The sequence below is a fragment of the Halorubrum sp. Eb13 genome, assembly GCF_002252895.1.
In the GTDB taxonomy this organism is placed as follows: domain Archaea; phylum Halobacteriota; class Halobacteria; order Halobacteriales; family Haloferacaceae; genus Halorubrum.
Map to the genome: position 1 here is coordinate 1 of NZ_NHPE01000114.1, position 13,187 is coordinate 13,187.

The 13,187-nt window shown below is 70.3% G+C and carries 11 protein-coding genes; 5 read left to right on the forward strand and 6 right to left on the reverse strand.

Features of this window, described 5'->3' with window-relative positions:
* Positions 1 to 69: 69 nt before the first annotated feature.
* From DJ75_RS12860 to DJ75_RS12870, 3 genes are read right to left on the reverse strand one after another with little or no spacing between them, the layout of a single operon-like run.
* A complete protein-coding gene (locus DJ75_RS12860; protein ID WP_094524853.1) occupies positions 70 to 1,077 on the reverse strand; it encodes a ScpA family protein in 1,008 nt (335 codons plus the stop codon).
* On the reverse strand, positions 1,070 to 4,648 hold the full coding sequence (smc, locus tag DJ75_RS12865) for a chromosome segregation protein SMC (RefSeq protein WP_094524854.1): 3,579 nt from the start codon (positions 4,646 to 4,648) through the stop codon (positions 1,070 to 1,072). Before smc ends, DJ75_RS12860 begins: the two co-directional genes overlap by 8 nt.
* Before the next feature lie 24 nt (positions 4,649 to 4,672).
* On the reverse strand, positions 4,673 to 5,074 hold the full coding sequence (locus tag DJ75_RS12870) for a hypothetical protein (RefSeq protein WP_094524855.1): 402 nt from the start codon (positions 5,072 to 5,074) through the stop codon (positions 4,673 to 4,675).
* 180 nt (positions 5,075 to 5,254) lie between these two features.
* Here DJ75_RS12870 and DJ75_RS12875 point away from each other — a divergent pair, with 180 nt between their 5' ends.
* The 4 genes from DJ75_RS12875 (at position 5,255) to DJ75_RS12890 (ending at position 8,704) form a co-directional block, all read left to right on the forward strand.
* Positions 5,255 to 5,848 (forward strand): zinc ribbon domain-containing protein, encoded by a 594-nt coding sequence (locus DJ75_RS12875; RefSeq protein WP_094524856.1) that lies wholly within the window; start codon positions 5,255 to 5,257, stop codon positions 5,846 to 5,848.
* 214 nt (positions 5,849 to 6,062) lie between these two features.
* The gene (locus DJ75_RS12880; protein ID WP_004595187.1) at positions 6,063 to 6,242 is read left to right on the forward strand and encodes a ribbon-helix-helix domain-containing protein; all 180 of its coding nucleotides are present in this window, start codon (positions 6,063 to 6,065) and stop codon (positions 6,240 to 6,242) included.
* A 4-nt stretch (positions 6,243 to 6,246) separates the two neighbouring features.
* Complete coding sequence (gene ftsZ / locus DJ75_RS12885) at positions 6,247 to 7,461, forward strand: cell division protein FtsZ (protein ID WP_094524857.1); 1,215 nt, start codon at positions 6,247 to 6,249, stop codon at positions 7,459 to 7,461.
* 229 nt (positions 7,462 to 7,690) lie between these two features.
* A complete protein-coding gene (locus DJ75_RS12890; protein ID WP_094524884.1) occupies positions 7,691 to 8,704 on the forward strand; it encodes a zinc-binding alcohol dehydrogenase in 1,014 nt (337 codons plus the stop codon).
* Positions 8,705 to 8,716: 12 nt separating this feature from the next.
* On the opposite strand, the gene DJ75_RS12895 is transcribed toward DJ75_RS12890, so the two are convergent.
* The 3 genes from DJ75_RS12895 to DJ75_RS12905 all read right to left on the reverse strand — a co-directional run bounded on the left by DJ75_RS12895 (position 8,717) and on the right by DJ75_RS12905 (position 12,159).
* Positions 8,717 to 9,487: a CDP-alcohol phosphatidyltransferase family protein gene (locus DJ75_RS12895; protein WP_094524858.1), complete on the reverse strand. Its 771-nt coding sequence runs from the start codon at positions 9,485 to 9,487 to the stop codon at positions 8,717 to 8,719.
* 173 nt (positions 9,488 to 9,660) lie between these two features.
* On the reverse strand, positions 9,661 to 10,047 hold the full coding sequence (locus DJ75_RS12900; RefSeq protein ID WP_094524859.1) for a hypothetical protein: 387 nt from the start codon (positions 10,045 to 10,047) through the stop codon (positions 9,661 to 9,663).
* Between the two features lie 69 nt (positions 10,048 to 10,116).
* A complete protein-coding gene (locus DJ75_RS12905) occupies positions 10,117 to 12,159 on the reverse strand; it encodes an aldo/keto reductase (protein ID WP_094524860.1) in 2,043 nt (680 codons plus the stop codon).
* 88 nt (positions 12,160 to 12,247) lie between these two features.
* Between DJ75_RS12905 and DJ75_RS12910 the strand changes: the two genes are divergently transcribed.
* Positions 12,248 to 13,117 (forward strand): hypothetical protein, encoded by an 870-nt coding sequence (locus DJ75_RS12910; RefSeq protein WP_094524885.1) that lies wholly within the window; start codon positions 12,248 to 12,250, stop codon positions 13,115 to 13,117.
* The last annotated feature ends 70 nt before the right edge of the window (positions 13,118 to 13,187 follow it).

A 13,187-nucleotide genomic window follows, 5' to 3' on the forward strand; every position in this document is an offset into this window, starting at 1 on the left:
TTTGGAAGCGTTCACCGCCGGTCCGGCGGTATCCACGTATGAACGACGGACCGCGCTCTCGAAAACGTACTAGTCCGCGATCGCTTCCGACTCCCCGGTCATCGCCGCGGGGTCTTTCACCCACAGATCGCCGAACAGGTCGTCCTGCTGGAGGCGGACCGACCCGCGGTGGGCCATGAACAGCAGCGCGAGGTACGTCATGAACGGGCGCCCGCCCGCGCTCTCGATCTCCCCGAACAGCACCTCCGTGCGCCCGCGGTCGAAGTGGGTCCGGAGGGCGTTGTCGATCTCCACTATCACCTCCTCGATATCCTCGTCGTGGGTGCGGTCGGTCGCCTCGCCCGCGGTCGGCTCCCCGTCGCGCCGGAACTCGTCGCCCGTGTGGTAGTCGAGCGTCTGCGTGCCGCGGTCGTACCCGTGCGGCGACTCAGAGGTGTCGTACTCGCGGGAGTCCTTCCACCACGATCCGCGCTCGGCCTCGCGGAGCTCCCGGACCAGTTCGTCGAGCGTCTCCGGCGATCCTCGGGTGCTCTTCCGGTCGAGGCGTCGGTCCATCTCCGTCTCCAGCTCGCTGACCGGATCGAAGTCGTCGGCGGCGGGGTCCGGCGCGCCGCCCTCCATCGCGACCTCCCACGGCTCCGGCTCGGGCTCCTCGTCCTCGTCGTCGTCGGCCAGCATGCCGTCGCTCTTCATCCGCAACAGGACGCTGGCGTAGAACAGCGCCCGCCCCGTCGTCCGGAGGTCCGTCTCGTCGAGCCGCTCTAAGAAGGCGTCCGTCACCTGCACGATGTCGATGTCCCACGGCTCGATCTCGCCCTCCTCGGCGAGCTGGACGAGGAGCTCGACGGGCTCGACCTCGCCGTCGTCGCCGGGGTCCCCGGACTCCCCGCCGTCCGCCTCGTCGCCGGCGGCGCCGTCCCTCGACTCGCCGTCGCCCGTCGCGGCCCCGTCTCCTCCGGGCGGCTCCGGCGTCGCTCCGTCGCGCGCCCCGCCGTCCCGCTCGCTCGTCAGGTCCAGGTCCGGGACGTCGTCGCCGGATCCGCCGCCCGCGCCCGCCGACTCCGGCGGCTCAGTCATCCGCGGTCACCTCCTCGTCGCCGTCGCCGAATTGCATCCCGGTGACCGCCGACAGGTTGTCGCCCTGCATCGTGACGCCGATGGCGCGGTCCGAGCGCTCCAACAGCGCCGAGCGGTGGCCGACCACCACGAACTGCGCGTCCGCGGCCAGCTCCTCGATCATCTCGCCGACGCGCTCGGCGTTGACCGCGTCGAGGAACGCGTCGATCTCGTCGAGCGCGTAGAACGGCGCCGGGTTGTGCCGCTGGATCGCGAAGATGAACGAGAGGGCGGTCAGCGACTTCTCGCCGCCGCTCATCGCGTCGAGCCGCTGGACCGGCTTGTCCGCGGGCTGCGCCTTCATCGTCAGCCCCTCCTCGAAGGGGTCTTCGGGGTTCTCCAAGAGGAGCTCGCCGCTGCCGGCCGAGAGGCGCGCGAAGATCTCCTCGAAGTGGTCGTTGATCGACTCGAACGTCTGCATGAACGTCTCCTTCTTCGCCGCCTCGTACCCCTCGATGCGCTCCTCGATCGCGTCGCGCTCCTCGACGAGCACGTCCCGGCGCTCCTGGAGCTGGTCGAGCGCCTCCTGCACCTCGTCGTACTCGTCGATCGCGAGCATGTTGACGGGCTCTAACGCCTCCATCTCGGCCTCCAGCTCCTCGATCCGCGACTCGACCTCGCCGAGGTCGGGGATCTCGCCGGCGTCGTACTCGCCGACCTGCGACTCCAGCTCGTCGATCTCCCACTCCAGTCGGTCCCGGCGGTCCGTCAGATCGTCCAGGTCGGACTCCGCCTCCGAGACGAGCGCGCGCTGTTCGTCTCGCTCGCGGGTCGCCGCCTTGATCTCCTCGCGGAGGTCCTCGCGGTCGGCCTTCAGCTCCGTGAGCTCCGATTCGAGGTCGGCGATCGCCTCCTTCTTCTCCGCGAGGTCGGCCTCCCGCTCCTCGATCGCGGCCTCGTGCTCGGCGACCCGCTCTTCGGCCTCGGCCTTCCGATTCTGTGCCTCCTCGACGGTGTCGTGGAGCTCGTCGACGGCGTCCTCGGCGTACCCCTTCTCCAGCTCCAGCTCGTTCTGCCGCCCGTCGAGCGAGCTCATCCGGTCCTCCAGGTCGGATATCTCGGCGCGGATCTCGTCGGCACGCTCGGAGAGCTCCGGGATCTTCGAGTCGGCGAGCTCCGCCTCGATCTCCTCGATCTCGGACGCTAACTCCGCTATCTCCGTATCGAGCTCGTCGAGCTCCGCGTCGAGCTCGCTCATCTCCGCGTCGACCGACTCGCGTTCGGCCTCCAGCTCCTCGAGCTCGGTCTCCAGCTCGTCGATGCGCTCCTCGGCGTCCGCCAGCTCGTCCTCGGCGCGCTCGACGTCGGCCTCAAGCGACCGGACGCGCTCGGCGGCGTCGGCCTTCCGGTCGCGCGCGTCGTCGACGTCGCCCTCGAGGTCGTCGATCTCCGACTGCAGCGACTGCCGCTCGTCCTCCAGCTCCGCTATCTCCGTCGCGAGCCGTTCGAGCTTCCCGCCGCCGGACTTCGTGAACGCGTACCGCGAGCCGCCGCCGGAGCCGCCCGTCATCGCGCCGGACTTCTCGACGAGGTCGCCGTCGAGCGTGACCATCCGGTAGTCGCCCATCAGCTCGCGGGCGGTGGCCATGTCCTCCACGACGAGCGTCGAGCCGAGCACGTACGAGAAGATCGAGGCGTACCTGCCGTCGTAGTCGACGAGGTTCCGCGCGAAGTCGACGACGCCCGGCAGCGAGGGCTTCCGCGGGAGGCTCCGGTCGTCCATCTCCGTGATGGGGAGGAACGTCGCCCGGCCCGCGTTCCGCCGCTTGAGGTAGTCGATACACGTCGACCCGACGCCGTCGTCGTCGACGACGACGTTCGCGAGCCGCCCCCCGGCGGCCGTCTCGCACGCCTCCGCGTACTCGGCCTCGACCGAGCCAAGCTCGCCGACCGCGCCGTGGACCCCGTCGATGCCGCCGTTCTTCACTTCGGTCACCGCCCGCGGCCACGAGGTATCGCCGCGCTCGTCGGCGGCCGCCTCCAGCTTCGCGTACTCGTTCTGCTTCTCCCGGAGGTCCGCTTCGACCGCCTCCAGGTCCTCGCTCCGTTCGGCCTTCTCCGAGAAGAGGTCCGCGACGACCTCCTCGATCTTCTCCTCGTTCTTCTCGGCCTTGTCGAGCTCGCTGCGGAGCTCGGATATCCGCGCCTTGTGCCCCGGTATCGACTCGCGGGCCTCCTCCAGGTCGGTCCGCGCCTCGCTCACCGCGTTCGAGCGCCGGCGCGCCTCGTCGAGCAGGCGGTCCTTCTCGCGCTGCGTCTCGTTTCTCGCCTCGCGAAGCGACTCGATCTCCTCTTTCTTGTCGGCGAGCTCGGCTTTGAGTTCGTCGAACTCGGTGTCGGCGCCCTCTATCTCGGCCTCGACGTCGGCGAGATCGGACCGCTTCGTCGCGATCTCGGACTTGACCGAGGCCTTCTCGACTTTCGCCTCGCGGATCTCGCCTTCGAGGTCCGCTATCGTCTCCTCCTTCCGGTCGATCTGGACGAAGGCGTCGCGCCGCTCCGTCTCGGCCTCCGCGGCGCGCTCCTCGGCCGCCTCGATCTTGTCATCGAGCCGGGAGATCTCGCCTTTGACCTCCTCGATCTCCGAGCGGATCCGGATCTGCTCGTCCTCGCCTTTCGTCTCGATCTCGTGGTTGAGGTCGGCCAGGTCCTCCTCGAGGCGGGTGAGCTTCCCCTGTCTCGCGTCGAGCTCCGCGCGGAGCTCTTCGAGCTCGGCCTCCGCGTCGTCGATGTCGTCCTCGACGTCGCCGAGGGCCTCCCGCTTCTCCTCCAGCTCGGAGGCCTTGAGGAAGCCGCGGTACTCCTCCAGCTCGTCCCGATACTCCTGATACTGGAGGGCGGTCTCGCGCTCGTCGGACAGCCGGTCGAGCCGGTCCTGCTTCTCGCCGATGCGGAGGTCCGCCTCGCCGATCCGGTCTTCGACCGTGTCCAGCTCCTCGTAGGCGGCCTCCTTCTTGTCGTCGAACTCGGCGACGCCCGCGATCTCGTCGACGATCCCCCGCCGCTGGTAGGGGGTCATGTTGATGATCTCGGTGACGTCGCCCTGCATCACGACGTTGTACCCCTCGGGCGTCACGCCGGCGGCCGCGAGCAGGTCCTGCACGTCGGAGAGGTTCACCGAGCGTCCGTTGAGGTAGTAGTACGAGTAGTAGTTGTCCTCGGTCTCCTTGACGCGGCGCTTGATCGTGATCTCGGAGACGTCGCCCACGTTCTCCGTGCCGGCCGCGGAGACGACCTGCGACCGGTCTAAGGCCCCGTCCTCGTTCGAGAGCACGACGGTCACCGACGCCTCGTTCGGGCCCCCGGTCCCGTCGCCGTCGTCGTGACCGGGGTTGTAGATCAGGTCGGTGAGCTTCTTCGCTCTGATCCCGCGGGTGCGCGCCAATCCGAGCGCGAAGAGGACTCCGTCGATGATGTTCGACTTCCCGGAGCCGTTCGGTCCCGTGACGACCGTGAAATCGTCGTAAAAGGGGATCCTCGTCGTCCGCCCGAAGCTCTTGAATCCGTCCAAAACGACTTCCGTAATGTGCATGTGACGCGGGAGTGCGAGGTCGGATTACGCGACGATGATGTCGCTGTCCGACTCCTCGTCGTCGCTCTCTCCCTCCGCCCCGCCGGCCTCGGCGTCCGGCGTCGTCGCCTCCTGCTCGGGGACGACCATGTCGTCGTCGCCCTCGCCGCCGGTCGACGCGCTCCCGTCGTCGGTCCGCTCGACGACCTCGACGTGGTCGTCGGAGTGGGTCCGCGTCTCGCCGCCGGCGGACTCTGTCGATTCCTCGGCCGGTTCGGCCGTCTCCCGCGCCTCCTCGGTCGCGGCGTCCGCCCGTACGGACACCTCTTGGGCGTCCTCGAGCTGTCGGACGCGTTCCTTCATTTCGACCAGCTCCTCGGTGAGCCCGTTGACCGCCGCTTGCAGCTCCGCGACCTGTCGTTCGAGGTCCTCGACGCGGTTACTCATATACACACGTATGCCCACGCGGGCCGTATAAATCTGCGTCAGACACACGTGTGACCATGTGACATGATTTTCGCCGACCGCGGCGGCTCGGCGCGCTCGTTTCCGGGGGCTGAAACGTCTCGCGGCTACCGTCCGATATCGGGGGGAAGATACTTGTAGTACGGTCGATATGGCGTCCGTATGAGTAAGATCACCTTCCGGGCCGACGACGACCTCGTCGAGCGGCTGGAAGCGTGTGACGCCTCCAAGAGCGAGGTGATGCGGGAGGCCCTCCGCACCCACCTCGACGACGCCGAGGAGGCGACTGCTCCCGACGCGGGTCCGACGGCCGAGGAGACGGTCGGCGCCGCGCTGGCAGACCGCGTCGACGACCTCATCGCGGAGCGGCTCGACGCCGCGTTGGACGACCGCCTCGGCGGACGGCGCGCTCCGTCCGACGCGACGTATGCGTCGGGGAACCCGGCCGAGGTCAACGTGAACGTCTCTCTCGACGCCCCTGACGCCGACGCCGCCGACACGCGTGTGACACGTGAGACGTCGGCGGACGCTGAGACGGAGACGCGTAAGACGCCGGCGAGCGCGAACGCTGGCGAAAACGCCTGCGGCGGCTGCGGAGAGAACGTCCCTGAAGAACACGTGTACTGTCCGAACTGCGGAGAAAAGCAGTCTCACCGGGCGTTCTGCGAGTGCGGCGACGAGCTGCGGACCGACTGGGCGTTCTGCCCCGGCTGCGGTCGGCGGACCCCCGCCGCAGACGTGTTAAATGATAGGTAACGCCTGACTCAGGCCGCCAGTCGGCCGAATTCGTCTCTTCGGGTGGTTGTCTTACACTCGGCGATAGCTTTATATTGGTAGACTCGGTGAATTGAACTGCGTAAGACGGTCGTCTTACAGCGGCCGTCCGCGGCGGGGATGATCCCGTCGACGGGCGATTCGTCGCTGTAAGACACACGCGTCGCGTGCTCGCCGTCTTACCGGGGGAATACCAATGGAGCGTGTGACACTACGAATCCCGAAACAGCAGATAGACGAGGTCGAACAGATGGTCGAAACGGGCGAGTTCCCGAACCGAAGCGAGGCGATCCGGTCGGCCGTTCGCGACATGTTGAACGAACAGGACGGCGAGCGCGACGAGCGCGGCCGCAACCGCAACTGGGCGAAGGTGTGAACTGATGCAAGATCTCGTTCAGGACGCCCTCGACAACGCGGAAGCGGAGAAGCGCGACATGGACTCCGTCGATATGGACGACGACGAGTTCGGGGACCCCCGGATCGTCATCGTCGGTGCCGGCGGCGCCGGAAACAACACGATCAACCGGCTGTACAACATCGGCGTGGACGGCGCCGACACCGTCGCGATCAACACGGACAAACAGCACCTCAAGATGGTCGAGGCCGACACCAAGATCCTCGTGGGCAAGTCGCTCACGCAGGGGCTCGGCGCCGGCGGCGACCCCAAGATGGGCGAGCGCGCCACCGAGATGGCCCAGGGGACGATCAAGGAGGTGCTCGGCGACGCCGACCTCGTCTTCGTCACGGCCGGAATGGGCGGCGGCACCGGCACCGGCGCGGCGCCGGTCGTCTCGAAGATCGCCAAAGAGCAGGGCGCCATCGTCGTCGGAATGGTCTCGACGCCGTTCAACGTCGAGCGCGCCCGCACCGTGAAGGCCGAGGAGGGCTTAGAGACCCTCCGCAACGAGGCCGACTCGATCATCGTCCTCGACAACAACCGGCTGCTTGACTACGTGCCGAACCTGCCGATCGGGAAGGCGTTCTCCGTGATGGACCAGATCATCGCGGAGACGGTGAAGGGGATCTCCGAGACGATCACCCAGCCGAGCCTCATCAACCTGGACTACGCCGACATGTTCACCATCATGAACCAGGGCGGCGTGGCCGTCATGCTCGTCGGCGAGACCCAGGACAAGAACAAGACCCAGGAAGTGGTCAACGACGCGATGAACCACCCGCTCCTGGACGTCGACTACCGCGGCGCCTCCGGCGGGCTCGTCCACATCACGGGCGGTCCGGACCTCACGCTGAAGGAGGCCGAGGGGATCGCGAACAACATCACCGAGCGACTGGAGGCGAACGCCAACGTGATCTGGGGCGCCCGAATCCAGGACGAGTACAAGGGGAAGGTCCGCGTCATGGCGATCATGACGGGCGTCCAGAGCGCGCAGGTGCTCGGCCCGTCGACCCAGAAGCAGGCCGACAAGTCCCGCGCCGCGGCCGGAGCCGAGGACCTCGGCGACTCGCGCTCGCGCGCCGCCGAGGCGAACGGCACGGCCGGCGCGACGGCCTCCGGCGGCGCCGACCGGGGCTGGGAGTCCGACGGCGGCACCGAGCAGACCGAGCGGAACAACGGCCTCGACGTCATCCGCTAGGCGTCGCTGACGGACCGCCGCCGTCGCAGTCGTTCGCTTTCCGATCGACCGTCTCTCTTTCGCGCCGTCGACGCCGATCCGCTCGCTTACCTCCGGGTCTGACCCGTCGGACGGCGCGAGGACTTAACATCGCACAGTGCGTAGGGATCTACGTGTTACGCCACCAGCCGAGCCGAAGCCCGTGGCCTCGCTCGGGCGTCGCCCGCGACCGGACCGGGTCCGCGACCCGATGACTGACGCCGCGCTCTACTTCACGGCCCCGGAGACCGTCGAGGTGCGCGAGGCGACGGTCGGACCGCCGGCGGACGACGAGCTGCTCGTCGAGACCCGCGCGTCGGCGATCAGCGCCGGGACGGAGCTGCTCGTGTACCGCGACCAGACGCCGGCGGATCTCCCGGCGGACGAGGCGCTCGACGCGCTCGACGGCGACCTCTCGTACCCGCTCCGGTACGGCTACGCCGCGAGCGGCGTCGTCCGCGAGGTCGGCGCCGAGGTCGACTCGGAGTGGGTCGGCCGGTCGGTGTTCGCGTTCGTCCCCCACCAGACGCGCTTCCGCGCGACCCCCGACTCGGTCGTCGCGCTCCCGCCGGAGACGACGCCGGCCGCCGGCTCGCTCCTCCCTTCCGTGGAGACCGCGACGAACATCGTCCTCGACGCCGCCCCCCGTCTCGGAGAGCGGGTCGTGGTGTTCGGCGCCGGGGTGATCGGACTCTGCGTCGTCCGCCTGCTGGCCGACTTCCCGCTGGAGTCGCTCGTCGTGGTCGACCCGATCGAGCGCCGTCGAACGCTCGCCGCTGCGCTCGGCGCCGACCGGACGACGACGCCGGCCGAACTCGGCGCCGTCGACCTCGCCGGGGACTCCGCCGTCGGGGGCGCGGACCTCGCGGTCGAGCTGTCCGGCCAGCCGAGCGCGCTCGACGACGCGATCGGGGTCGTTGGCTACGACGCGCGGATCGTCGTCGGCTCGTGGTACGGGACCAAGCGCGAGCCGATCGACCTCGGCGGGCGGTTCCACCGGGACCGCATCGACATCGTCTCCAGTCAGGTGTCGACGATCAGCCCGGAGCTGCGCGGGCGGTGGGACCGCGACCGCCGCATGGAGGCGGCGCTCGACCGGATCGACGCGATCCCCGCCGCCGAGCTCATCACCCACCGGATCCCCTTCGAGCGCGCGCCGGAAGCGTACGAACTGCTCGACTCGGAACCCGACGCGGCGGTCCAAGTCATCCTGGAGTACTCGTGACCGTCTGCTTTCTCACCGGCGAGACGGGAGTCGACCGCTGACGGCGAGGTAGTCGCGCGCGAACACCGCCAGCGACGGCGCGAGGACGATTGGCGCGAGGGTCCGAACGACGTCGGTCGGCACCGGCGGGACGAGCGCGACCGTCACGAAGACCATCTGGACGCCCGCGAGGTACTTGCCGAGGTCGCTGTCGGGCAGGTCGCCGACGGGGAGCCCGCGGACGCGCCGCAGCCACACGGCCCCGCGGAAGACGTAGCGCGCGGCGGAGATCGAGAGGTACCAGATCGGGAGTAGCTCCCACAACACCGCCACGAGCGGCGCGGCGACGAATCCGAAGGTGTCGAACGCCATGTCGAGCCGGCGGCCGACCTTGGTCTCCCGCCCGACCGTTCGGGCGACGCTCCCGTCGAGGTTGTCGAGGGCGACGCCGGTCCCGTAACACAGCGCCGGCACCCACGCGAGCGCCGTCTCCGGCGGCGCGACGACGAATCCGGCGACGACCGCGTACAGCGCCCCGCGAACGAGCGTGACCGCGTTCGCCAGTCCGAACAGCTGTCGCCAGAAGCCGCCGGTCAGCCCCTCCGGATCGAGCCCGTACCCGACGTACCAGAGCTGTCCGGCCCAACAGAGGCCGGCGACGACGGCGGGCGAGAGTCCCCAGCGGCCCATCGCGTCCGCGGGGAACAGCCGCAGGAGGAGCGCGGCGAGCGTGAGTGCGGCGAGGAGCGGGAGCCCGAAACCGATCCCGACGCGAACGGAGCGTCGACGGCGGATCTCGGCCATCTACACGCCACCTCCGGTCGCGACCGGGCCCGCGAGGGGTCCGCCGCCCGGGGATACGTTTACGCGCCGAACGGTCGCGTTTACGCCCGCGTCGACGGCCGAGCCGTCGGGGAGCGCGTCGCTGATCGCGACGGCGTGCTCGCGTCGCCGTCGGCGCTCGCGGTCCGCCACGGCTACCGGCGCAGCAGGGCGACCAGAACGAGTATCAACACGACCTGCGCGACCTTGTCGACGCCGCCGAGCGTCCCGACGTCGGCCGGGAACGACTTCGTCCCGCCCGCGAAGTTGATGACGTACCATAAGACGATCTGGACGAGGGTGAAAGCGATCCCGACCGCGTACACCGTCCGTCGGCGGTAGTCGATCGCGAGGAGGGTGACGCCACCGACGAAGCCGAGCCCCGCGAGGACGAAGCTGATACCCATCGGCGAGGGGAACATCCTGACGCCGAGAAAGAGGTGGACGGCAGCGGAGACCAGCGCCGCGACGATACCCACCCAGTGGAGGCCGTTCAGCGAGCCGATGTCGACCGCGGGCCGCTGCGACTTGGTTGTTGCCATATTACACACATGGACTTCTGTCACATAGAAATACCGCCCGAGCGGACGAGGGCGATCGACTCCGGGGCCCTACCGCTCGAACTCGGGGTCGCGCAGGGCGTCGATCCGCGCGAGCTCGTCGGCGGTCAGCCGCTCGCTCCCGGCGGCCAGGTTCGAGACGACGTGCGATTCCGTGGTGCTGGACGGAATCGGGACGACCCCTCGCGAGGCGTTCCACGCGACGACGACCGCGGCCGGCGAGAGACCCCGATCCGTGCCGATCGCGTCCAGCACGGGTTCGTCGAGGAGGCCGGGCGCCGACAGCGGCGAGTGCGCGACCACCCGAATTCCGCGCTCGTGACAGCAGTCGACGAGACCGGTCCGAGGGCGGTAGGGGTGTCGCTCCACCTGCACCAAGGCCGGGTCGACGTCGCCGGTCTCCAGTACCGTCTCCAGCTGCGCCCGCGAGACGTTACAGACCCCGAGCGTCCGGGCCCATCCCCTCTCGTAAACGGCCTCCAGGTTCTCCCACGCGGTCGCCAGCGACACGTCGTCGGTCGCGAGCTCGCCGTCCGCGTCCTCGGGAAAGGCGAGCGCCTCCTGTCGCTCGACCGGCTCCTCGGCGAGCCGGCTCAGCTCCCCCCGGTGTTCGAGCGCCGATGGCCAGTGGAGCGCGTAGCAGTCGAATGCGTCGATCCCGAGCTCCTCGCGGCTGCCCGCGCAGGCGGCGAGCAGGCGCTCCCGGCGGTGGTTGGTGCGCCACGCTTTCCCGAGCAGGAACACCCGCTCCCGGTCGGGCGCGCCCGGCGCGGCGAGCAGCTCCCCGATCCGGTGTTCGTTGCCGTACAGCTCGGCGGAGTCGAGGAGGCGGTAGCCGGCGTCGAGCGCGGTCGCGATCGAGTCGGCGCGCTCGACGTACTCCCCGTCGCGGTAGCGCGAGCAGCCGAAGCCGACCGACGGGAGGCGGATCGCGGCGGCGCCCGACGTCCCCTCGACCCCGGTGCCCGACGTCCCCTCGACCCCAGTGCCCGACGTCCCCTCGACCCCGGTGCCCGTATTACACCCGTCCGACGCCGGCCTGACGACCGGCGCCGACGGCGGGTCGGCGGTCGCCCCGCAGTCGTCGACGGCGACCGGTCCGTCCCCCTCGGCGGCCGCCTCGATCGCGTTGCAGACGGCGACGACGTGGGCGCCCCGCCGCCCGCCCGCCCGCGAGGGCGACCCCGCCTCGACCGTCGCGGCGAGGCGCTCGACGGCGTCGACGTACTCGTAGGGCTTCGCCGGAGACGTCGGCGGCGCGCTCACGTACTCCCGCCCGACGCGACCGAACCGGACGGCGTCGCGGTCGTCGTCCATCGCGCCGGTCCCCGTCAGGTACAGCGAGCCGTCGTCGCCGTGGAGCTCCAGCCCGTAGAACTCCCGGCTCCGGTGGGGGGCGTAGAAGCTGGCGGTCAGCCTGACGGTCGGCCCCGCCGCGAACGCCAGCGTCGCCTCGACGTGGCTCGGCGTCGAGGGCCGGCGCTCCTCGCGCTCGGGCCACACGTCGAGCGCGTCGGCGACGCGGACGCGCTCGACCGGGCCGAACCACGACACCAGCAGCGCGAGCGGGTACACGGCCCCGTCGTACAGCGGCCCGATATCGAGGAAGGAGTCGGGGCGGTCGTGCCAGTCGGTCACGCGGCCGACGTGGGCGTGAGCGTATCCGAGCCCCACCGGGCCGAGCCGGCCGTCGGCGAGGAGGCGCCCCGCGCGGCGCTGCGAGGGCGCTCGCGGCGTGCCGGGTGCACAGCCCAGCGCGAGGCCGCGGTCGCGGGCGAGCGCCACCAGCGCCCGCGCCTCGTCGGCGTCGAGCGCGAGCGGCTTCTGCGAGTAGACGTGGCGGTCGGCTTCGAGCGCGGTCCGGGTCACCGGCGCGTGGGCGGCGTGGCTCGTCAGGTTCACCACTACCGGCGCGTCGACCGCGGCGAGCGCCGCGTCCAGGTCGGTAAAGGACGGGCAGTCGTGGGCCGCGGCGAGGGCGGCGGCGCGATCCCCGTCGAGGTCGACGACGCCGGCGAGCGACAGCGGACTCCCCGACAGGCCGGCGGCGTACTCCGGCGCGATCGACCCGGCCCCGGCGAACAGACAGTTCACGGTCGTATCGAGGCGGGGAGACGTATATGCCTCCCGCCGGAGCGGTTTAGTCGCCGCGCGCTAACTCACGGTCGTGACGGAACCGGGAATGAGCCGCCTCGGGACCGCCTACCTGCGCGGGTTGCAGGCGGTCGGTCGGCGGCTCGACTACGGGACGAACGCCTTCGACCGCGAGTGGGACGTCCTCGTCGTCCTCGACGCCTGTCGGGCCGACCTGCTGCGTTCGGTCGCGGCCGACGTCGACTTCCTCGACCGCGTCGAGACGGTCCGGTCGGTCGGCAGCTCCTCCTCGGAGTGGTTGGAGAACACGTTCGTCGGTCGCCCCGAGACGGCCCGGACGGTCATGGCGACGGGCAACACGTGGACCGACCGCTACCTCGACGCCGACGCGTTCGCGGCGCTCGACGAGGTGTGGAAGTACGCGTGGGACGACGCCCTCGGCACCGTGCCGGCGCGGGCGGTCACCGAGCGGGCGGTCGCGCTCGCCCGGGAGCGCGACCCCGACCGACTCGTCGCCCACTACATGCAGCCGCACCACCCGTTCGTCCCGGACCCCCTCGACGGCGACGACGGGCTGGCCCGGACGGGGAGTCACAGCAACGAGGGGAACCCGTGGGTGTCGCTCCGGCGCGGCGAGGTCTCGGTCGAGCGCGTCTGGGCCGCGTACGAGGCCAACCTCCGCCACGTGCTCGGCGAGGTGGAGACGCTCGCCGACAACGTCGACGGCCGCGTCGCGGTCACGGCAGACCACGGCAACCTCTTCGGCGAGTGGGGGTTGTACGGCCACCCGATGAACACCCCCGTGCCCGCCCTCCTCGCCGTGCCGTGGGCCGAGACGACCGGCGTCGACCGCGGGACGCTCGACCCGGCGCTCGAACCGCCGGAGCCGCTGCCGGTGAGCCGCGTTCACGGGGAGAGCGACGAGCGAGAGCGGCTCGCGGCGCTCGGCTACCTGTGAGCGTCCGTCGGGCCGACGGCGGGGACGCGGCCGGCGGCAGTCCCGGTCGCCTCTCCCCCGCCCTCCGGAT

Bases quoted from the DNA above. Each gene is read 5' to 3' on its own strand.
- DJ75_RS12860 (WP_094524853.1), bottom strand. From the start codon at position 1,077: ATGACTGAGCCGCCGGAGTCGGCGGGCGCGGGCGGCGGATCCGGCGAC.
- smc (WP_094524854.1), bottom strand. From the start codon at position 4,648: ATGCACATTACGGAAGTCGTTTTGGACGGATTCAAGAGCTTCGGGCGG.
- DJ75_RS12870 (WP_094524855.1), bottom strand. From the start codon at position 5,074: ATGAGTAACCGCGTCGAGGACCTCGAACGACAGGTCGCGGAGCTGCAA.
- DJ75_RS12875 (WP_094524856.1), top strand. From the start codon at position 5,255: ATGAGTAAGATCACCTTCCGGGCCGACGACGACCTCGTCGAGCGGCTG.
- DJ75_RS12880 (WP_004595187.1), top strand. From the start codon at position 6,063: ATGGAGCGTGTGACACTACGAATCCCGAAACAGCAGATAGACGAGGTC.
- ftsZ (WP_094524857.1), top strand. From the start codon at position 6,247: ATGCAAGATCTCGTTCAGGACGCCCTCGACAACGCGGAAGCGGAGAAG.
- DJ75_RS12890 (WP_094524884.1), top strand. From the start codon at position 7,691: ATGACTGACGCCGCGCTCTACTTCACGGCCCCGGAGACCGTCGAGGTG.
- DJ75_RS12895 (WP_094524858.1), bottom strand. From the start codon at position 9,487: ATGGCCGAGATCCGCCGTCGACGCTCCGTTCGCGTCGGGATCGGTTTC.
- DJ75_RS12900 (WP_094524859.1), bottom strand. From the start codon at position 10,047: ATGGCAACAACCAAGTCGCAGCGGCCCGCGGTCGACATCGGCTCGCTG.
- DJ75_RS12910 (WP_094524885.1), top strand. From the start codon at position 12,248: ATGAGCCGCCTCGGGACCGCCTACCTGCGCGGGTTGCAGGCGGTCGGT.